16 protein-coding genes and 1 riboswitch are annotated in these 18,485 nt (G+C 74.0%); of the genes, 7 read left to right on the forward strand and 9 right to left on the reverse strand.

Annotated features, from left to right (window positions below; translation table 11 throughout):
- Nucleotides 1-70 precede the first annotated feature (70 nt).
- The gene (cobN, locus tag ACIA5F_RS23935) at nucleotides 71-3,709 is read right to left on the reverse strand and encodes a cobaltochelatase subunit CobN (RefSeq protein WP_399356189.1); all 3,639 of its coding nucleotides are present in this window, start codon (nucleotides 3,707-3,709) and stop codon (nucleotides 71-73) included.
- Between the two features lie 53 nt (nucleotides 3,710-3,762).
- Nucleotides 3,763-3,845: riboswitch (cobalamin riboswitch) on the reverse strand.
- A gap of 223 nt (nucleotides 3,846-4,068) precedes the next feature.
- Here cobN and ACIA5F_RS23940 point away from each other — a divergent pair.
- The 3 genes from ACIA5F_RS23940 to ACIA5F_RS23950 all read left to right on the forward strand — a co-directional run bounded on the left by ACIA5F_RS23940 (nucleotide 4,069) and on the right by ACIA5F_RS23950 (nucleotide 7,681).
- Entirely contained in the window at nucleotides 4,069-5,415 is a 1,347-nt protein-coding gene (locus ACIA5F_RS23940) for a cobalamin biosynthesis protein CobG (protein ID WP_399356191.1), read from the forward strand.
- Between the two features lie 68 nt (nucleotides 5,416-5,483).
- Complete coding sequence (locus ACIA5F_RS23945) at nucleotides 5,484-6,131, forward strand: precorrin-8X methylmutase (RefSeq protein WP_399356193.1); 648 nt, start codon at nucleotides 5,484-5,486, stop codon at nucleotides 6,129-6,131.
- Nucleotides 6,128-7,681, forward strand: coding sequence for a precorrin-2 C(20)-methyltransferase (locus tag ACIA5F_RS23950; protein WP_399356195.1), 1,554 nt, complete (start codon nucleotides 6,128-6,130; stop codon nucleotides 7,679-7,681). Before ACIA5F_RS23945 ends, ACIA5F_RS23950 begins: the two co-directional genes overlap by 4 nt.
- 79 nt (nucleotides 7,682-7,760) lie before the next feature.
- Here ACIA5F_RS23950 and ACIA5F_RS23955 read toward each other — a convergent pair whose 3' ends face one another.
- The 5 genes from ACIA5F_RS23955 to ACIA5F_RS23975 all read right to left on the reverse strand — a co-directional run bounded on the left by ACIA5F_RS23955 (nucleotide 7,761) and on the right by ACIA5F_RS23975 (nucleotide 13,458).
- Nucleotides 7,761-10,538, reverse strand: coding sequence for a M4 family metallopeptidase (locus ACIA5F_RS23955; protein ID WP_399356197.1), 2,778 nt, complete (start codon nucleotides 10,536-10,538; stop codon nucleotides 7,761-7,763).
- A 548-nt stretch (nucleotides 10,539-11,086) separates the two neighbouring features.
- A complete protein-coding gene (locus ACIA5F_RS23960) occupies nucleotides 11,087-12,109 on the reverse strand; it encodes a hypothetical protein (protein WP_399356199.1) in 1,023 nt (340 codons plus the stop codon).
- The gene (locus ACIA5F_RS23965) at nucleotides 12,106-12,522 is read right to left on the reverse strand and encodes a PadR family transcriptional regulator (RefSeq protein WP_399356201.1); all 417 of its coding nucleotides are present in this window, start codon (nucleotides 12,520-12,522) and stop codon (nucleotides 12,106-12,108) included. Before ACIA5F_RS23965 ends, ACIA5F_RS23960 begins: the two co-directional genes overlap by 4 nt.
- A 64-nt stretch (nucleotides 12,523-12,586) precedes the next feature.
- A complete protein-coding gene (locus ACIA5F_RS23970) occupies nucleotides 12,587-12,913 on the reverse strand; it encodes a DUF6415 family natural product biosynthesis protein (RefSeq protein ID WP_399356203.1) in 327 nt (108 codons plus the stop codon).
- Nucleotides 12,910-13,458 carry an ATP-binding protein gene (locus ACIA5F_RS23975; RefSeq protein ID WP_399356205.1) on the reverse strand — a complete coding sequence of 183 codons (549 nt, stop codon included), beginning with the start codon at nucleotides 13,456-13,458 and terminating at the stop codon, nucleotides 12,910-12,912. Before ACIA5F_RS23975 ends, ACIA5F_RS23970 begins: the two co-directional genes overlap by 4 nt.
- A 276-nt stretch (nucleotides 13,459-13,734) precedes the next feature.
- Here ACIA5F_RS23975 and ACIA5F_RS23980 point away from each other — a divergent pair, with 276 nt between their 5' ends.
- From ACIA5F_RS23980 to ACIA5F_RS23995, 4 genes are all read left to right on the forward strand, one after another.
- A complete protein-coding gene (locus ACIA5F_RS23980; protein ID WP_399356207.1) occupies nucleotides 13,735-14,604 on the forward strand; it encodes a helix-turn-helix domain-containing protein in 870 nt (289 codons plus the stop codon).
- Nucleotides 14,522-14,818, forward strand: coding sequence for a DUF397 domain-containing protein (locus ACIA5F_RS23985; RefSeq protein ID WP_399356209.1), 297 nt, complete (start codon nucleotides 14,522-14,524; stop codon nucleotides 14,816-14,818). Before ACIA5F_RS23980 ends, ACIA5F_RS23985 begins: the two co-directional genes overlap by 83 nt.
- Nucleotides 14,819-14,837: 19 nt before the next feature.
- The gene (locus tag ACIA5F_RS23990) at nucleotides 14,838-15,044 is read left to right on the forward strand and encodes a DUF397 domain-containing protein (protein ID WP_399356211.1); all 207 of its coding nucleotides are present in this window, start codon (nucleotides 14,838-14,840) and stop codon (nucleotides 15,042-15,044) included.
- 103 nt (nucleotides 15,045-15,147) lie between these two features.
- A complete protein-coding gene (locus tag ACIA5F_RS23995) occupies nucleotides 15,148-15,378 on the forward strand; it encodes a DUF397 domain-containing protein (protein ID WP_399356213.1) in 231 nt (76 codons plus the stop codon).
- A gap of 139 nt (nucleotides 15,379-15,517) precedes the next feature.
- Here the strand turns inward: ACIA5F_RS23995 and ACIA5F_RS24000 are convergent, their stop codons facing one another.
- Genes ACIA5F_RS24000 through cbiE form a run of 3 tightly spaced genes read right to left on the reverse strand, consistent with a single transcriptional unit; the run spans nucleotide 15,518 to nucleotide 18,445 of the window.
- Nucleotides 15,518-16,426 carry a cobalt-precorrin-6A reductase gene (locus ACIA5F_RS24000; protein ID WP_399356215.1) on the reverse strand — a complete coding sequence of 303 codons (909 nt, stop codon included), beginning with the start codon at nucleotides 16,424-16,426 and terminating at the stop codon, nucleotides 15,518-15,520.
- Nucleotides 16,416-17,165, reverse strand: coding sequence for a precorrin-4 C(11)-methyltransferase (gene cobM / locus ACIA5F_RS24005; protein WP_399356217.1), 750 nt, complete (start codon nucleotides 17,163-17,165; stop codon nucleotides 16,416-16,418). The genes ACIA5F_RS24000 and cobM overlap by 11 nt, the downstream gene beginning before the upstream one ends.
- The gene (gene cbiE / locus ACIA5F_RS24010) at nucleotides 17,162-18,445 is read right to left on the reverse strand and encodes a precorrin-6y C5,15-methyltransferase (decarboxylating) subunit CbiE (RefSeq protein WP_399356218.1); all 1,284 of its coding nucleotides are present in this window, start codon (nucleotides 18,443-18,445) and stop codon (nucleotides 17,162-17,164) included. The genes cobM and cbiE overlap by 4 nt, the downstream gene beginning before the upstream one ends.
- Nucleotides 18,446-18,485 lie beyond the last annotated feature (40 nt).

Here is an 18,485-nt window from a genome sequence, read left to right on the forward strand (position 1 = left end):
GGGGACGGGCGCGGCGGCCTTCGGCGCGGGAAAGCCCGGGGCCGGGGCCGGGGCGCGGGCCCCGGCGGGGTCACCCCTGTTCCTGCCCCCGCTCCGCCTCGCCCTCCAGGTTGCCCTCCGTGTCCAGGTACACCTGGCGCAGGGATTCCAGGATCTGCGGGTCCGGCTTCGCCCACATGCCGCGCGACTCCGCCTCCAGCAGCCGCTCCGCGATGCCGTGCAGGGCCCAGGGGTTGGCCTCCTCCAGGAAGGCGCGGTTCTCCGGGTCCAGGACATACGTCTCGGTCAGCTTGTCGTACATCCAGTCCGCGACCACGCCCGTCGTGGCGTCGTAGCCGAACAGGTAGTCCACGGTCGCCGCCAGCTCGAAGGCGCCCTTGTACCCGTGGCGGCGCATCGCCTCGATCCACTTCGGGTTGACCACACGGGCCCGGAAGACGCGCGAGGTCTCCTCGACCAGGGTGCGGGTCTTGACCGTCTCCGGGCGGGTGGAGTCGCCGATGTACGCCTCCGGGGCCGTCCCGCGCAGCGCGCGGACCGTGGCCACCATGCCGCCGTGGTACTGGAAGTAGTCGTCCGAGTCCGCGATGTCGTGCTCACGCGTGTCGGTGTTCTTCGCGGCCACCGTGATCCGCTTGTACGCCGTCTCCATCTCGGCGCGCGCCGGACGCCCCTCCAGGCCACGGCCGTACGCGTACCCGCCCCACACCGTGTAGACCTCCGCCAGGTCGGCGTCCGTACGCCAGTCCCGGGAGTCGATCAGCTGGAGGATGCCGGCCCCGTACGTACCCGGCCGCGAGCCGAAGATACGGGTCGTCGCGCGCCGCTCGTCACCGTGCTCGGCCAGGTCCGCCTGGGCGTGGGCGCGGACGAAGTTGTCCCCGGCCGGTTCGTCGAGGGCGGCCACCAGCCGGACCGCGTCGTCCAGCAGGCCGATGACGTGCGGGAACGCGTCCCGGAAGAAGCCCGAGATGCGCAGCGTCACATCGATGCGCGGGCGGCCCAGCTCACCGAGCGGGATCGCTTCGAGACCGGTGACCCGGCGCGAGGCCTCGTCCCACACCGGGCGCACGCCCAGCAGCGAGAGGGCCTCGGCCACGTCGTCGCCCGAGGTCCGCATCGCGCTCGTGCCCCACAGGGAGAGGCCGACGGAGGGCGGCCAGGCCCCGTTGTCCGCGCGGTAACGGGCCAGCAGGGACTCGGCCAGGGCCTGGCCGGTCTCCCACGCCAGACGGGAGGGGACGGCCTTGGGGTCCACCGAGTAGAAGTTGCGGCCGGTCGGCAGGACGTTGACCAGGCCGCGCAGCGGCGAACCGGACGGGCCGGCCGGGACGAAGGAGCCGTCCAGGGCGCTGACCACATGGGCGATCTCGTCCACCGTGCCCGCCAGCCTCGGCACCACCTCGCGCGCCGCGAACTCCAGCACCGCGGCGACCTGTGCCGGCTGCCCGGCGGCGACCGGGGCGACCGCCTCCGGGGACCAGTGCGCGTCCTCCATCGCCTGGACCAGGGCGCGCGCCCGCTCCTCCACGGCGTCCGCCGAGGTGCGGGTGGCCGCCGACTCGTCCAGGCCGAGCGCCTCGCGCAGACCCGGCAGGGCCGTCGTACCGCCCCAGATCTGACGGGCGCGCAGGATGGCGAGGACCAGGTTGACGCGGGCCGTACCGGTCGGGGCGCCGCCCAGGACGTGCAGGCCGTCGCGGATCTGGGCGTCCTTGACCTCGCACAGCCAGCCGTCGACGTGGAGCAGGAAGTCGTCGAAGCCGTCGTCGTCCGGACGCTCCGCCAGCCCCAGGTCGTGGTCCAGCTTCGCGGCCTGGATCAGGGTCCAGATCTGTGCGCGGATCGCGGGCAGCTTGGCCGGGTCCATCGCGGAGATCTGCGCGTACTCGTCGAGGTGCTGCTCCAGCCGCGCGATGTCGCCGTAGGACTCCGCGCGGGCCATCGGCGGCACCAGGTGGTCGACCAGGGTGGCGTGGACCCGGCGCTTGGCCTGGGTGCCCTCGCCCGGGTCGTTGACCAGGAACGGGTAGATCAGCGGCAGGTCGCCGAGGGCGGCGTCCGGGGCGCAGGACGCCGACAGGCCGGCGTTCTTGCCCGGCAGCCACTCCAGGTTGCCGTGCTTGCCCAGGTGGATCATGGCGTCGGCGCCGAAACCGCCGTCCTCGGCACGCGCCTGTATCCAGCGGTACGCGGCCAGGTAGTGGTGCGAGGGCGGCAGGTCCGGGTCGTGGTAGATCGCGATCGGGTTCTCGCCGAAGCCGCGCGGCGGCTGGATCAGGATCAGCAGGTTGCCCCGGCGCAGGGCGGCCAGCACGATGTCGCCCTCCGGGTTCGCGGACCGGTCGACGAACATCTCGCCCGGCGCCGGACCCCAGTGCTCCTCCACGTCCGCGCGCAGTCCGGCGGGCAGCGCGGCGAACCAGCGCCGGTAGTCGGCGGCCGGAATCCGGACCGGGTTGCGGGCCAGTTGCTCCTCGGTCAGCCACTCCTGGTCGTGGCCGCCCGCCTCGATCAGGGCGCGGATCAGCTCGTCGCCGTCACCGGAGACCAGACCGGGGATCTCCGCGACGGGACCGAAGTCGTACCCGCCGGCGATGAGGGTGCGCAGCAGCTCGACGGCGCTGGCCGGGGTGTCCAGGCCGACCGCGTTGCCGATCCGGGAGTGCTTGGTCGGGTACGCGGACAGGACCAGCGCGATCCGCTTGTCCCGGCGGTCGATGTGCCGCAGCCGGGCGTGGCGTACGGCGATCCCCGCGACCCGGGCGGCCCGCTCCGGGTCGGCCACGTACGCGGGCAGGCCGTCCTCGTCGAACTCCTTGAAGGAGAACGGGACGGTGATCAGACGGCCGTCGAACTCGGGCACGGCGACCTGGGTGGCGGCGTCGAGCGGGGAGAGGCCCTCGTCGCTCTCCTCCCAGGCGGCGCGCGAGCCGGTCAGGCACAGGGCCTGGAGGATCGGCACGCCGAGCGAGGCGAGCGCGCCCGCGTCCCAGGACTCGTCGTCCCCGCCCGCCGAGGCGGTGGCGGGGCGGGTGCCGCCCGCCGCGAGGACGGTGGTGACGATCGCGTCGACGCCCTCCAGCGCGGCCAGCAGCTCCGGCTCGGGCGTGCGCAGGGAGGAGACGTAGAGGGGCAGCGGCCGGGCGCCGTGGGCCTCGACGGCCTCGCAGAGGGTGTGCACGAAAGCGGTGTTGCCGCTCATCTGGTGGGCGCGGTAGTAGAGCACGGCGATCCGCGGGCCGTCCGCCGGGCCGTCCGACCGGGGCACGGTCCGCTCCAGCGGACCCCAGGTGGCGGCGGCGGCCGGCGGCTCGAAGCCGTGACCGGTGAGCAGCACGGTGTCGGAGAGGAACCGGGCGAGCTGGTCCAGGTTGGCGGGGCCGCCGTGCGCGAGGTAGCCGTGCGCCTCGGCCGCGATGCCGATCGGGACGGTGGACGCCTCCATCAGCTGTGCGTCGGGGGCCTGTTCGCCGGTCAGGACGACCACCGGGCGGCTCTGCCCGGCGGCGAGCAGCAGATCGAGCCCGTCCTGCCAGGCGCGCAGGCCGCCGAGGAGGCGCACGACGACCAGGGTGACGCCGTCGAGGAGGCCGGGCAGGTCGTCGAGAGGAAGGCGGGAGGGGTTCGCGAACCGGTACGGAACGGGGCCGTCCGCGGCGCGGGCGCTGAGCAGATCGGTGTCGGACGTCGACAGCAGCAAGATCATGCGGCGGCAGACCTTCCTCGGGGTTTCCGCGCCCCGGGCAGTGAGGACGACGGGAGTTCCTGACTCACCCGGCGGCCGTGAAGGTCTGCCGGGTTCACAGTGGCGGGACCGCGCCGGAATCGCACCGGGCTTCCTCCCATGTCGCCGTCCTCGGCGATGACGGGCCGGGTGGCCTGTCGGAACGTCATCCTAGGCGGCAAGGCCGCCGGGCGGGAGCGGGGTCCCCGGGAAGATCGTCGCGCGGGGCTTTCCCGGGTTGGCGCGGGCCTTTCCGGGAGGCCGGGACGGCAGGCCGGGGCCCCGGGGGCGTGGTGACGGCCACAGGCCCCGGGGCGGCAATCGTGGGTATGCTCGCCGCCATGCCCCAGCCCCCCTCCGCCGCCACGTCGCGGGACGAACCCGTCATACGTGACCGCGGTGACGCCTGCCCCGGCGCACTGCGGCTCCACGCGGCGGACGACGGGTTCCTGGCGCGGGTCCGGATACCCGGCGGGCTGCTCGGCGGCGCGGCGGCCCGGCTGCTGGCCGAGGCCGCGGACCGGCTCGGCGACGGCCACCTCGACCTCACCTCGCGAGGCAACGCGCAACTGCGCGGCCTCGGCGCGGGCTGCGGCGGCGAACTCGCCGCACTGCTGGACCGGGCCGGGCTGCTGCCCGCGCCCACCCACGAACGGGTCCGCAACATCGTCGCCTCGCCCCTGACCGGCCTCGACCGGCGGGAACTGCCCGACGTGGCGCCCTGGGTCCCCGCACTGGACCGGCTGCTCTGCGCGAGCGGGGCCGCCGCCGGGCTGTCGGGGCGCTTCCTGTTCGCCCTCGACGACGGCCGGGGCGACGTCACCTCCCTCGCCGCGGACGTCACCCTGCTCGCCTGGGACGCGGACCGGGCCCTGCTCTGGACGGCCGGCGCACGCGAGGGCCTGCTCGTCCCCGCGCCGCACGCGCCCCGCGCCGCCCTGGTGGCCGCCGGGTACTTCCTCGACGCGGCCCGCGCCGCCGGCACCCGTGCCTGGCGGGTCGGCGAACTCCCGCCCGGACACGCCCTGACGGCGGCGGGGCTGGGCGCCCGGCTGGCCGCCGAAGGGGTCCCCGCGAGCCCGGAGCCCGTACCGGAGCACCCCCGCGCCGCCCCGCCCGGCCCCGGAGTCGTCACCGGACCCGGCCCCACCTCGGCCCTCAGCGTGCTCGCGCCCCTGGGCCGGCTGACCACCGCGCAGTGGCTGCGCCTGGCCGCGCTCACCGGCCGGATGCGCCTGACGCCCTGGCGCGGGGTCGTCGTCCCCGGCCTGCCCGCCCGCACGGCCGCCGCCGCGCTCGCCGGACTCGCGGACGCCGGGCTGGTCACCGCCCCCGACGACCCCTGGCGGTCCGTCACCGCCTGTACCGGGCGGCCGGGTTGCGCCCGCTCCCACGCGGACGTGCGCGCCGACGCGCGGGCCGCCGTCGGCGCGGCCGTCACCGGCGCCGCGCGGGGGCCGCTGGCCGTGCACTGGTCCGGCTGCGAGCGCCGGTGCGGGCACCCGCGCGGCACGGCCTGGGTCGACCTGGTGGCCACCCCCCAGGGGTACGACCTCGCCGCCCCGGGCCGGGACCCGCTCCACGGCGTACCGCCCGACGCGCTCGCCACGGCCCTCGCGGACGCACGCCGCACCCCGCAGAACCCGGCCCCGGCCCCGCGCGTTCCGCAGGCCCCGTACACCCCCTGACACCCCGGAACCACTTCCCCCGTTTCCCCCTTCCCCCTCTCCCGAGTCTCCGAAGCCGCAGTGAAGAAATGAGCGAACAGACCGTGTTCGAGTACGAGAAGGACGGCGCCGCGATCTACCGCCAGTCCTTTGCCACGATCCGCGCCGAGGCGGACCTCGCCGGGCTGCCCGCCTCGGTCGCCCAGGTCGCGGTACGCATGATCCACGCCTGCGGGATGACCGACCTGCCGCAGGACCTGGGATACACGCCCGAGGTGGTGCTGCGCGCCCGCGCAGCCCTGCGCGCCGGGGCGCCGGTCCTGTGCGACGTACAGATGGTCGCCAGCGGTGTCACCCGCAAGCGGCTGCCCGCGGGCAACGACGTGATCTGCACCCTCTCCGACCCGTCCGTGCCGGAGCTGGCCGCGCGCATGGGCACCACGCGCAGCGCCGCCGCGCTCGAAGTCTGGCGGGACCGGGGCCTGCTGGAGGGCTCGGTCATAGCCGTCGGCAACGCGCCGACCGCGCTCTTCCGGCTGCTGGAGATGATCGAGGAGGGCGCCCCGCGCCCGGCCGCCGTCATCGGTGTCCCGGTCGGCTTCATCGGCGCCGCCGAGTCCAAGGAGGCCCTCGCCGGACACGCCTCGGGGCTCGACCACCTGATCGTGCGGGGCAGGCGCGGCGGCAGCGCCATCGCCGCCGCCGCCGTCAACGCGATCGCGAGCGAGGAAGAATGAGCACCGCCCCGCAGACCGCCCCGCAGACCGGCACGGACACCGTCCCGACGCCTGCCCCCGCCCCCGGCCCCGGCCGGCTGTACGGGGTCGGGCTCGGGCCCGGCGACCCCTCGCTGATGACCCTGCGCGCCGTCCAGGTGATCACCGCGGCGGACGTGGTGGCCTACCACAGCGCCCGGCACGGCCGTTCCATCGCCCGCTCGATCGCCGCGGACCACCTGCGTGCCGACCACATCGAGGAGCCGCTGGTCTACCCGGTCACCACCGGGACCACCGACCACCCGGGCGGCTACCAGGGCGCGATGGAGGAGTTCTACGAGGAGTCCGCCGCCCGGCTGGCCGCCCACCTGGACGCCGGCCGGACCGTGGCCGTGCTCGCGGAGGGCGACCCGCTCTTCTACAGCTCGTACATGCACATGCACAAACGGCTCGCACACCGGTACGAGGCCGAGGTGATCCCCGGCGTCACCTCGGTGAGCGCCGCCGCCGCCCGGCTCGGCACCCCGCTGGTGGAGGGCGAGGAAGTACTGACCATCCTGCCCGGCACCCTGCCCGAGGAGGAGCTCACCGCCCGGCTCGCCGCCACCGACTCGGCGGTCGTCATGAAGCTCGGCCGCACCTTCCCCGCCGTGCGCCGGGCCATGGAGAACAGCGGCCGGCTCGCCGAGGCCCGCTACGTCGAGCGCGCCACGATGGCGGGGGAGCGGACCGGCGTCCTCGCGGACACCGACCCCGGGAGCGTGCCGTACTTCGCCGTCGCCGTCGTCCCCAGCCGGATCGGCAACCCGGGCGGGGTGCCGTCCGGGCCGGGCGGGGTCGTGGTCGTCGGCACCGGACCGGCGGGCCCGCTCTGGCTCACCCCCGAGACCCGGCGGGCCCTGGCCGACGCAGAAGTCCTCGTCGGGTACACGACCTACCTGGACCGGGTCCCCGTACGGCCGGGCCAGACGCGGCACGGCTCCGACAACAAGGTGGAGTCCGAGCGCGCCGAGTTCGCCCTCGACCTCGCCCGGCGCGGCCTGCGGGTCGCCGTGGTCTCCGGCGGTGACCCCGGGGTCTTCGCCATGGCCACGGCCGTCCTGGAGGTGGCCGCGCAGAAGGAGTACCAGGACGTGCCCGTACGGGTCCTGCCGGGGGTGACCGCCGCCAACGCGGCGGCGGCCGCGGCCGGGGCCCCGCTCGGCCACGACTACGCCACGATCTCGCTGTCGGACCGGCTCAAGCCCTGGGAGGTCGTCGCGCGGCGGCTGCGCGCCGCCGCCGCGGCCGATCTGGTGCTCGCCCTGTACAACCCCGGCTCGCGCAGCCGCACCTGGCAGGTGGCCAAGGCCCGTGACCTGCTGCTGGAACTGCGCCCGCCGCAGACCCCGGTGGTCGTCGCCCGTGACGTGGGCGGGCCGGAGCAGTCGGTGCGGATCGTCACGCTCGCCGCGCTGGAACCGTCCGAGGTGGACATGCGCACCCTCCTGCTGATCGGCTCCTCGCAGACCCGGGTCACGGACCGCCCCGACGGCTCCCGCCTCACCTGGACGCCCCGCCGCTACCCGTGACGGGCCGTCGACCGCCCGGCCCGTCGACCGCCCGGCCCGGGGAGCGCGGCGACCGGCCGGGCCGTGGGACCGGCAGGGGTCAGCAGGTGCCGGCCGGGCGGTCGCGGACCACCAGGTCGGTGCGGCCGGTGGTGGAGTCGAGCCAGATCACCCGGGTGCCCCGGTCGGCTGCCGCCATGACCTGGCTGCCCCGGTTGCAGGAGAGCCGCTCGGGAGTTCCGCCGGTGAGGGGGAGCTGCCAGAGCTTGGGCAGGACCGCGTTGGACCAGCCCCCGGCGGGATCGGTGTCCCAGACGCTGAAGGTGACCGACCGGTCGGAGGCGGTGATCTCCGCGTTCAGCGGGGCGTACGGCGAGTCTCCCGGCAGCACGTCGGTCACCCCGGAGCCGTTCAGCGCCCCCGACCGGATCGAGCTGCGCTTCGTCCGGTCACCGGGCTTCTCGACCCAGAGCAGCCTGCCTCCCGCGAGCACCGTGGAGGAAGTCTGGTCCCCGCTGCTGCCGTTCGGGTCACCCGCCACGTACTGCGCGGTGACCTTGCCGTCGGCAAGCGAGTAGACGGTCGGCGCGAAGACCTCGCCCGAACCGGCCGTCCAGGACTCGGTCCCGCCGAGCAGCCCGTCCTTGAGGGTGAGGCCGGCCATGTCGTGGCCGTCGGGCAGCGGGAGCTTCCCGGCCGGTGCGCCGTCGCGGAAGAGGAGCACCTGACCCCGGCCGGTGGCGGGGTCGCTCACCCGGAAGGCCACGTCGGGCCCCGAGACCTGGACGTCGGTGGGCCACTGGACCGAGGAGCGGAAGAGACTGCGGACCGGGCCGCCGGACAGGGAACGGGTCAGCACCTCGAACCCCCATACACCCTGGGTGTCGGTGCCTTGCGCCACCCATGCGGCGGACCTGCCGTCGGTGGCCGACCAGCCGTGTGCCCGCTCGTCCTCCGGGCTGAGCCTGGTGGGCGCGGCGGCGCTGGTGGTGGAGCCGGTGTACAGGGGGGTTCCCTGGCCCTTCTCGGCCGGGTCGGTGTTGCCCATCACCCAGCGGCCGTCGGCGACGGCCGGGTTGCCGGGGCTGGCGGCACCCCGCAGCAGCGGGTGACTGTCCACGCCGAGCTTCTGCTGCCAGCCCGCCCGGATTCCGTGCGCGTCGAACGCCGCTGTCACCGACCGGAGCTGGGCGCGGGTGAGCTTCATCGCCCGGCCCGCGGCGAGCACCGCGCCCCGCCCGTCCACGAAGTCGTCCAGCGGGGTGAGGTAGCCGGCGAGCGCCCGGTAGATCAGCCGGTCGGCGACGAGCGGGTCCAGCGTGCGCCGGATGTCCCACAGCGCGCCGCCGAAGATGGTGGAGTTCGCGTGCACCCCGCCGCTGTCGACGTCGTTCCCGGCGCCGAGGTAGTCGTCCACGGTGGTACGGCGGTCGTCCAGGCGGCGCTGCGCGCAGGCCTGCGGGGTCCCGGTGCGGCACAGGTCCTCGCCCAGCAGCGCGGCCTGCGGGTCGTCCATCGCCATGCCCCGGGCGGTCACCTCGACGGCGTTGCCGAAGTAGTCGGCCAGGGCCTCGTTCATCGCGCCGGACTGACCGGCGTTGACCAGACCGGCGGTGTGCTCGACGACGCCGTGGGTCATCTCGTGTCCGGCCACGTCGAGGGCGACGGAGAACGGACGGTAGTTCCCGCCGCCGTTGCCGTAGACCATCTTCTGCCCGTCCCAGTAGGCGTTGGACAGGGGAACGCCGTCCTCGGTCACGTTGACCACCGAGGTGATCGGGCCGGCCTTGCCGTCCAGCCCGTCCCGGCCGAGCCGGTCGCGGTAGAAGTCGTGGACGGCGGCGGCGTTGAGGTGGGCGTCGGTGGCGCCGCTGCTGCCGGTGGCGGCCGGGAACTCCGGGCCCGGGGAGCGGGCCGGGAGGCTGTCGGCGGGTATGCCGCGCCGGTAGTCGTAGTAGGTCCGGCCCGCCGCGTCGTAGGTGGTGATGGTGGCCGGCCGGGTGAGGTCGGTGAGCTGGTAACTCCCGTCCGGGAGACGGCCGATGTTCACCTTGACGGAGCGGCCGGAGGCGTCCGGGGCGGTGCCGGTGGCAGGTTCGACACCGGTCGCGGTGCCGGTCGCGGTGCCGGTCGCGGTACGGGGCGCGGTGCGGGTGCCGCCGTCGGCGACCGCGTACGGGGCGCGGGCGTCGTGGGCGAGGGCGATCATGCCGGTGGTGGCGTCCACGTAGACCTCACGGACCCGTGAGCCACCGGTGGCCGGGGCGGTACCGCGCACCGTGAAGTGCCGGACCAGCCGGCCGGCGCCGCCGGGCATGATCAGCTGGCCGTGGTCCTCGGCCGTGGCCCCGGTCCGGGCCCGCGGGTCCCCCAGCGCACCGAGCGCCAGCTCGCGGAGGGTCGCGTCCGGGACACTGGCGGTGGTCGGTGCGGCGAGACCGGTGAAGTACTTGCCGCCGGCCGACTCGACCCGCTGCCCGGCGCCGTCGCCGGTGAGGTGGACCAGGTACCGCGCGCCGAACACGGGTATGCCGCCGTGGCGTTGCTGGAACCTGACGGTGTGCTGGCCGTCCGCGCCGCGCTCGGACCCGATCTCGGTCAGTTGCCCGGGGTCGATCCGGTACCGGTCCGGGTGAGCCGCGAGATGGGCGCGGGCGGCCTCGGCCGGGCTCCCCGGGGCCGCCTCGGCCAGACCGGTGACGAGCTGCGGGGCAGCGGTGCCCGCCCCTGCCACCAGAGCCGGGACGGGATCGGGGCCGGGGTCGGCGCCGGTGCCGGGTGCGGCCAGGGCGGGCGTGCCGCCCAGGGCCAGGACCAGGGCCGTGGCCGTGGCGACTGCCAGGCCGGGGGGCACGGGCGTGCGGAAGCGATGGTGCACGTGATGGCCTTTCAACGAGTCCGGATGTGCCGGATGTGCCGGATGTGGTGGAAGGAGTTGCGGCGACGACCGTGGGAGCCGGGAGCGCGACCGGATGCCGTCCACCGCTGTCGGCCTGTCGGCCTGTCGGCCTGTCGGCCTGTCGGCCTGTCGGGCCGGGTGCCGGCGTCGGGGAATGCCTCTGGCGCAGGCCGGTTCGCCGCTCGCCGAAACCGGCGCGCATGACAGCGGCAGGGCAGGGCTGGGCGGCGGTCGTCTCGTGGTGCGGCGGGTGTGCGTGTGCCTTGCGCGGCAGGTGCTGCGCGACAAGATGAGGGGACCCGCGACGGCGTCCCGCTGCTCCTCCGAGCGCGCCCGGGTGACGGGGTACGTGCCGTCGGCGCGCCGGTGGTTCCGGGGGCGCGTTCGGCGGTGGCGGCCTCCATGGGCGGTCCGCGGCGGATGGCGGGGGGCGTCACGGAGGCCGCCACGGTTCCTGAACCCTGCTCAGGCGGTGGGGTTCGGGTTGGTGGGTTCAGACGGTGGATTCAGGCGGTGGGGAGGCGGGTTCAGACTGCGGGCAGGCGTGGTGTCCGGCCGATGAACCGGATGGTTGCCGCGGCCAGCAGTGCCGCCAGTACGCCGGTGGCGGCGAAGATCGCGACCATCTCGGCGGCGGCGTAGGCCCCCAGACGGGGGAACAGGACGAGGGTGCCCATCTGTAGTGAGATCGGCAGTACGGCGAGCCCGATCGTGGCGGGAACCATCCGGTCCCACCTGAGGCCGACCAGCAGCAGGAGGCCGAGGGTCACGGTGGTGATGGCGTACACCGGGCCGAGATAGGCCACGTCGAAGTCGAGGTGCAGATGGGGTTCGATCGCGGCCACCGCCAGTACCGCCAGCGGCGCCGCCAGCCGACGGGGCGTACGCCAGGAGACCGCGCCGAGCAGATCGCCGGGGGCGGCGAGCATCAGCAGCAGCCAGAGCACCGGTGGTCCGGCGCTCTGGATCAGGACGGACGGGTGGCTGAGGGCCCCGGACAGGCTGAAATCGAGTTTGGTGAAGGCGTAAGCCTGGACGAGCATGCCGGCCACGGCCGGTACGGCCAGCAGTCGGGCGAGGGTCCAGTTCCCGCGTACGGCCGTCACCGCGACCGTGCCCCAGAGGCCGAGCACGGCCAGGTACAGCGCCAGGTACAGCGTTTTCAGGAGCGTGGAGCCGAGCGGGGAGGGGGCGACGGATGTGATCGTGTCCCAGGACTGGTGGCTCAGGCCCGGACGGTAGACGTACTCGGTCACGGCCAGGTAGTGGCCGAGCGCGGCTGCCACGACCAGTGGCGCGGCGGCCGCGAGGAGCCGTCCGGCGGTGTGGGCGGAGGTGGTGCCGGTACGGAGCCGGAGCCCGTACGCGGCGACGCCGGCGGTCTCACGAGCGGTCGCGAGGCGGCCGGACCGGGCGGTGAGGTCGGCGTGGACGGCCGCGATCTCCGGCCCCCGGTCGGCGCGGTAGGCGGCCGGGTAGAGGAGTAGGGCCAGCGCCAGGGCGCGGGAGCCGGGCGGCGCGCCGGGTCCCTCGGTGGTGCGGTCGGTCATGCGAGGGCCCCCCTGGCCTTGAGTCGGAAGACTGGTCTGATCACGGGCCGGGCGGCCGTCCCGTCCCGGGCGGCTCTGTCGGCCCTGTCGGCCCTGGCCGTGCCGAGGCGCCGGTCGGCTTCGGCGACGACGGCGCGCAGCCGGTCCGCCTCGGCGGCCAGCGTGGCGCTCCCGGCCTCGGTCAGTGCGTAGGTGCGGCGGGCCCGGCCCCCGACGACCTCGTCGCTCTCGACCCGGATCAGTTCCTGCTGGAGCAGGCGGTCCAGCGCGCTGTAGAGGGTGCCGGCCCGCATGGTGACCCGGCCCTGCGAGATCGCGGAGATCTCCTGGATCAGCGCGTAGCCGTGCCGGGGAGCATCGGCCAGCGCGGTGAGCAGAAGCAGCGTGGGCTCCTGCATGGAGCGTTCTGTCATGCGTCTACATATACAGTTGATCGGTATATGCCGTCTAGTGCAGTACCGGGTGGACGGCGAGGGATCAGGGGGAGGGGACGGCGACGGGCGCGAACGCGTCGAGCAGGCCGCGGGCGGCCCGGACGAGGCCGGTGATCTCGTCCGGCCGGGCCTCGTACTCAGGGTGCTCCGCGTACTCGGGTGCGGCGGCCAGCAATCGCGTGAGGTGCCCGCGCATCCGGAGGGCGAGGTCCCGCATCTCCTCCTCGTCCGGCACGGAGTCCGGGCCGAGGACGGCTTCGAGATCCTCGAAGATCGTGTTCAGTGCCGGCGTCCCGATCGGCCTCCGCAGCTCTTCCAGGACGCGCAGTACGGTCGTCTCGCTGGCGTCGTGGACGCGGATTCCGGTCACCGTGGGGTCTCCGGCTGCGGGAGGTTCCGCCGGAGCACGCACCAGACGCACCCGCCGTCCTCCGCGATTCCCCAGGCGTCGGCCAGGGCGTCCACGAGGAGGAGACCCCGCCCGTGCTGGGCGAGCGGGCCGGCGGGGGGCCGGGGGACCCACGGGCCGCCGTCGCGGACCTCGACGCACAGGTGCTCCGGGGTGAGGTACAGCCGCACGCCCACTGTTTCGCCCTCGCCGTGGACGAGCGAATTCGTCACGAGTTCCGACAGCAGGAGACAGGTCGTGTCCACGAGTTCGGGAACCCCCCACCTCCGCAGGTAGGCCCTGCCGATGCGGCGCATCTGCCCCGGTCGCCGCAGGTCCTGCCCGGCGACCGCCCCTCCGGAGGCCCGCTGCGCCCGCCGGAATCTGACCTCGACTCCATCGACGACCGGCCCGGTGGCCGGTAGCCCGGCGGCGGGCCAGTAGTCCCGGGCGAAGCCGGTGCTCGGGTGCTCGGTGGCGTGGTCGTGGTGGGGTTCTGCTGGAGTGCTGTTCTGGTTCTTCCGCATGATCGGCCTCGGCGTATCAAGGGACAGGGGGACGGCTCCGCTGCCAACGGGTGGTTGGGGCAGAGGCCGACGTTCGGGCTGGTCAGACGCCCGGACAGGTACACGGTGCATGTGACGGCACGTGACGAATGGTCATGAACTGATGTGCAGTCATGAATGCCTGCGTTCATCATGCTCCTCCTTGCGGCCACTTCGCAATGTTGCGGAGTTAATCCGCAGGAAGGAGAACGTCTGTTCTCCTCGGCGAGGCCAGCAATGTTGTGCAAGACTCCGTTTATGACGAGTGCTCAGACCACACCGCCGGTAATGCGGCGGCGACTTGGGGGCTTGCTCCGCTCATTCAGGAAAGAAGCGGGACTTACGCTGCCTCAAGCCGCCGCACTGATCGAGTGGGACAACACGCGCCTCTCCCGTGTCGAGACCGGCCAGTATCAGATCAAGGCCAGTGAGGTGAAAGCTCTCCTGCAAGGGTTCGGCGTCGATGACCAGGCTGCGACCAGCGAACTGGCAACCGCGGCCGAGGCCGGCCAGCGGAACTGGTGGGCTGCGTACGCGGACGTCCTCCCGAGGGCATACGCGGATGCCATCGCCTTGGAGTCGACGGTGGTAAGACTGCGTGCGTACTTCCCGCAGTTGATTACCGCCCTCCTCCAGACCCCCGCGTACGCGCATGGCACGATCTTCAGTTCGCCAAGCCCGACGGTCCGCAAGAACGCCGACTCTCTCGTCCAGGTGCGACAGGCCAGGAAGTCGGTGCTGACCCGCCCTGAGAATCCGGTTGTCCTTGACACCGTGATCGACGAGTCCGCGCTGTACCCACGATCCAACGCCCACTCCGACGTCATGCGCGATCAGCTGCTCAGCTTGCTGGCCATGATGGAGCGGGACAACATCACCATCCGGATCATGCCGTTGGATGCGCCTCCCCATCCAGGTCTCACCAGCAACATGACCATCATGGACTTCCGGCACCCCTGGCCTTCCCTGGTCTCCATCGACCACATCCGGGGCGGCGTGTTCCTGGGGGAGCCGGATGATGTGGCCGCCTTCTCGGACGTGTTCGATGTGGTCCTTGAGGCGGCCATGTCCGTCGAAGAATCCCGAGACAAGATCAAAAACTACATGGAAGGGAAAATCAGTGGCTAGCAAGGCAGGTCTGCGCGCCCCCGACCTGGGCCCGGTCGCATGGCAGAAATCCTCGTACTCAGGTGCAGGTGAAGCCCAGTGCGTTGAGGTCGCCGACCTCACCGCGGTCGCTGGCGAAGGCGTTGCCATCCGAGACTCGAAGCGCGCCGACGGGCCCGCTCTGGTCGTTGACCGAAAGTCGTTCTCTCGGTTCGTCGCCAGCATCGGTACCTGAGACGAAAGGCAGAGACATCGTGACCACGATCGGTGTGACCGCCACCGAAGTCGCTCCCGAAGCAGCGTGGTTCAAGTCTTCTTACAGCGGAGCCGAAGGCAACGCGTGCGTTGAAGCCGCCGATCTCCAGTCCGCGGTCGGCGTACGCGACTCCAAGCACAAGAGGGGCCCCGCGCTCGTCTTCGAGTCCTCTGTATGGGACGCCTTCGTCAGCTCTGTCCGCTAGCCGACCGATCGAGGCCCGTGGCAACGGCAGTGTGGTCCTCCCAAGGCATGTGGGGAGCGCTGTCCGTACGGGAGATGATCAAGTACTACATGAAAGGGAAACCGTGACTGAACAGGTCAGCCTGAGTGCTGTCGACCTAGGTGACGTGGAGTGGCGCAAGTCGTCCTACTCCGGGGGCGGAGAGGCCCAGTGCGTCGAGGTCGCCGACCTCTCGGCCATCAGCTATGGCGGGATCGCTGTCCGTGACTCCAAGCGTCCGGGCGGTCCCGCGCTCATGCTGACAGCCGGTGCGTACGCCACGTTCATCGAGATCACCGCTGCCGGCAAGGTGTAAGCGGGATCAAACCTCCCCGGTACCACCGGGGTGGATGCGACGGAGCGCCGCAGGACCCCTGGTTCATGCCGGGGGTCTTGTCGTCATCAGTCCGCGATCACCGTGATGCCCACTGTTCTCGCCGGTAGACCGGTCCGGTCTATCCGGTCCCCGGCCCCCCGAGCCACCGCAAAGCCGCCTCCACCGAGGTGACTTCGTGGACGCCCTGCGGGGTCGGGGGGCGGTGGATCATGAGGACGGGGATGGCGGCCTCGCGGGCCGCGGTGAGTTTGGGGGCGGTGGCCGAGCCGCCGCTGTCCTTGGTGACCAGGACGTCGATCCGGTGGCGGGCGAGCAGCGCCCGCTCGTCGGCCAGGGCGAACGGGCCCCGGTCCAGCAGGACGGTGAGGCGCGGCGGCACGGGCGCGGCCGGGGCGTCCACCGAACGCACCAGGAACCAGACGTCGGTGAGGTGCGCGAAGGTGTGCAGGCCCGTCCGGCCGGTGGTCAGGAAGGCCCGGCGGCCGAGGGAGGGCAGCAGGGCGGCGGCCTCGGCGAGGGAGGCGGCGGAGGTCCAGTCGTCGCCGGGGCCGGGAGTCCAGCCGGGCCGGCGCAGCGCCAGCAGCGGGACGCCCGTGCGGGCCGCGGCCCCGGCGGCGTTGACGCTCATGCGCCCGGCGAACGGGTGGGTGGCGTCCACCAGACGGGTGACCCGGTGGGCGGTGATCCAGGCGGCCAGCCCGTCCGGGCCCCCGAAGCCGCCGATCCGGGTCTCGCCCGGGGGGAGCACGGGGGAGCCGACCCGCCCGGCGAGGGAGGTCGTCACCCGCCCGGGCCACGGAAGGCCGCCCGGCCCCGGAGCCCCCGGCCCCGGAGCCCCCGGCCCCCAGGCACCCGGACCCCGGGCATCCGTCAGCGCCTCCGCCAGGCGGCGGGCCTCCGTCGTGCCGCCCAGGATCAGGACGTGCCCGCCCCCGGTACCGCCGCCCCCGGTGCCGTCGCCACCGGTACCCCTGCCGCCGCCGTGCCCGTCGCCCGCGTCCCGGCCGTGCGCGGGTTCAGCAGGCATGCCGGTCGCGCTCGGGGGAGTACAGGTGGCTGTCCCGGAACTGCTCGGCCCCCAGCGTGCGGCCCACCAGGATGACGGCGGTACGGACCAGCCCCGCCGCCTTCACCTGCGGGGCGATGTCGGCCAGCGTCCCGCGCAGCACCAGCTCGTCGGGGCGGCTGGCCATCGCCACCACCGCCGCCGGGCACTGGGCCCCGTAGTGCGGCAGCAGCTCGGCCACGACCCGGTCCACGTAACGGGTGGCCAGGTGCAGGACCAGTAGCGCGCCGCTGCGGCCCAGGGTGGCCAGGTCCTCGCCGGGCGGCATGGGGGTGGCCTGTTGGGAGATTCGGGTCAGGATCACGGTCTGCCCGACGGTCGGGACGGTCAGCTCCCGCTTCAGCGCCGCCGCCGCCGCGGCGAAGGCCGGGACGCCCGGGACGACCTCGTACGGGATGCCGGCCGCGTCGAGCCGCCGCATCTGCTCCGCGACCGCGCTGAAGAGCGACGGGTCACCGGAGTGCAGCCGCGCCACGTCCTGGCCCGCCGCGTGGGCCCGTACGCACTCCGCGAGGATCTCGTCCAGGTTCAGTCCGGCGGTGTCGACCAGGCGGGCGTCCGGCGGGCACTCGGCCAGCAGTTCGCGCGGGACCAGGCTGCCCGCGTACAGGCAGACCGGGGCGGCGGCCAGGGTCCGGGCGCCGCGCACCGTGATCAGGTCGGCGGCCCCGGGGCCCGCGCCGATGAAGTACACGGTCATCTCTGTCCCACCTTCTCGCCCGCCGCGTCCGGTGCGTCCGGCGCGTACGGCTTCGTCACCGACCACTGGGTGACGGGCATCGCCTGCCGCCACCCTGTGAAACCCCCGACCGGCACGGCGTGCGCGACCGCGAGTTTCACCAGTTCGCCGCCGTGGCGCCGGTAGCGGTCGGTGAGGACCGCCTCCGACTCCAGGGTGACGGTGTTGACCACCAGCCGGCCGCCGGGGGCCAGCGCGTCCCAGGCCGCGTCCAGCAGCCCCGGCGCGGTCAGGCCGCCGCCGATGAAGACGGCGTCGGGCGCCGGGAGACCGGCGAGCGCGGCGGGCGCCGCCCCCGTGACCACGCGCAGGCCCGGCACCCCGAGCGCCGCCGCGTTGCGGCCGATCCGCGCCGCCCGCTCCGCGACGCGCTCCACGGTCACCGCCCGGCAGGACGGGTGCGTGCGCATCCACTCGATGCCGATGGAGCCGGAGCCGCCGCCGATGTCCCAGAGCAGTTCGCCGGGGGCCGGGGCCAGCGCGCACAGGGTCGCCGCCCGGACGTGGCGCTTGGTGAGCTGCCCGTCGTGCTCGTACGCGGTGTCGGGCAGCCCGGGGACCGCGCCGAGGCGCGGGGAGGGCGCGGCCGGGTCCCGGCGGCACTCCACGGCCACCACGTTCAGGGGGTCGCCGGGCGGGTGGTCCCAGCCGTCCGCCCGGCCCGCGTACGTGTGCTCGCGCGCGGCGCCGAGCTGTTCCAGCACCCGCATCCGGCTCGGGCCGAACCCCCGCTCCCGCAGCAGGGCGGCGATCTCGCCCGGGGAGTGCGCGCCCGCGCTCAGGACCAGGACCCGCCGCCCCTCGTGGAGCGCGGCGGCGAGCCGGGCCACCGGGCGGCCGACCACCGTGACCACCTCGGTCTCCTCCACCGGCCAGCCCAGCCGGGCGCAGGCGTGGGAGACGGAGGAGGGGTGCGGGTGGACCCGCAGGGCGCCGGGGCCGAGTTCCTGGGAAAGGGCGCGGCCGATGCCGTAGAACATGGGGTCCCCGCTGGCCAGGACCGCGATCCGGCGGCCCGCGTGCTCCGCCAGCAGCTTCGGCACGGCCGGACGCAGCGGGCTCGGCCAGGCCACCCGCTCACCGGGGCACCGGCCGGGCTCCAGCAGCTCCAGCTGGCGGGCTCCGCCGATCAGCACCTCGGCCGAGGCGAGCGCGGACCGCGCGGCGGCGGTGAGCCCGGCCCAGCCGTCGGCGCCGAGGCCGACGACCGACACGGGTATGAGGGGTGGTGCGGAGCTCACTGCGCGGCCTCGGGGAACGGAGCGGAAAGGGGTGACCCGC

Source organism: Streptomyces sp. NPDC051567 (assembly GCF_044454165.1).
Taxonomy (GTDB): domain Bacteria; phylum Actinomycetota; class Actinomycetes; order Streptomycetales; family Streptomycetaceae; genus Streptomyces.

Excerpts from the sequence above, each read along its gene's own strand:
- cobN (WP_399356189.1), bottom strand. The coding sequence starts at position 3,709 with ATGATCTTGCTGCTGTCGACGTCCGACACCGATCTGCTCAGCGCCCGC.
- ACIA5F_RS23940 (WP_399356191.1), top strand. The coding sequence starts at position 4,069 with ATGCCCCAGCCCCCCTCCGCCGCCACGTCGCGGGACGAACCCGTCATA.
- ACIA5F_RS23945 (WP_399356193.1), top strand. The coding sequence starts at position 5,484 with ATGAGCGAACAGACCGTGTTCGAGTACGAGAAGGACGGCGCCGCGATC.
- ACIA5F_RS23950 (WP_399356195.1), top strand. The coding sequence starts at position 6,128 with ATGAGCACCGCCCCGCAGACCGCCCCGCAGACCGGCACGGACACCGTC.
- ACIA5F_RS23960 (WP_399356199.1), bottom strand. The coding sequence starts at position 12,109 with ATGACCGACCGCACCACCGAGGGACCCGGCGCGCCGCCCGGCTCCCGC.
- ACIA5F_RS23965 (WP_399356201.1), bottom strand. The coding sequence starts at position 12,522 with ATGACAGAACGCTCCATGCAGGAGCCCACGCTGCTTCTGCTCACCGCG.
- ACIA5F_RS23975 (WP_399356205.1), bottom strand. The coding sequence starts at position 13,458 with ATGCGGAAGAACCAGAACAGCACTCCAGCAGAACCCCACCACGACCAC.
- ACIA5F_RS23980 (WP_399356207.1), top strand. The coding sequence starts at position 13,735 with ATGACGAGTGCTCAGACCACACCGCCGGTAATGCGGCGGCGACTTGGG.
- ACIA5F_RS23985 (WP_399356209.1), top strand. The coding sequence starts at position 14,522 with ATGTGGTCCTTGAGGCGGCCATGTCCGTCGAAGAATCCCGAGACAAGA.
- ACIA5F_RS24000 (WP_399356215.1), bottom strand. The coding sequence starts at position 16,426 with ATGCCTGCTGAACCCGCGCACGGCCGGGACGCGGGCGACGGGCACGGC.
- cobM (WP_399356217.1), bottom strand. The coding sequence starts at position 17,165 with ATGACCGTGTACTTCATCGGCGCGGGCCCCGGGGCCGCCGACCTGATC.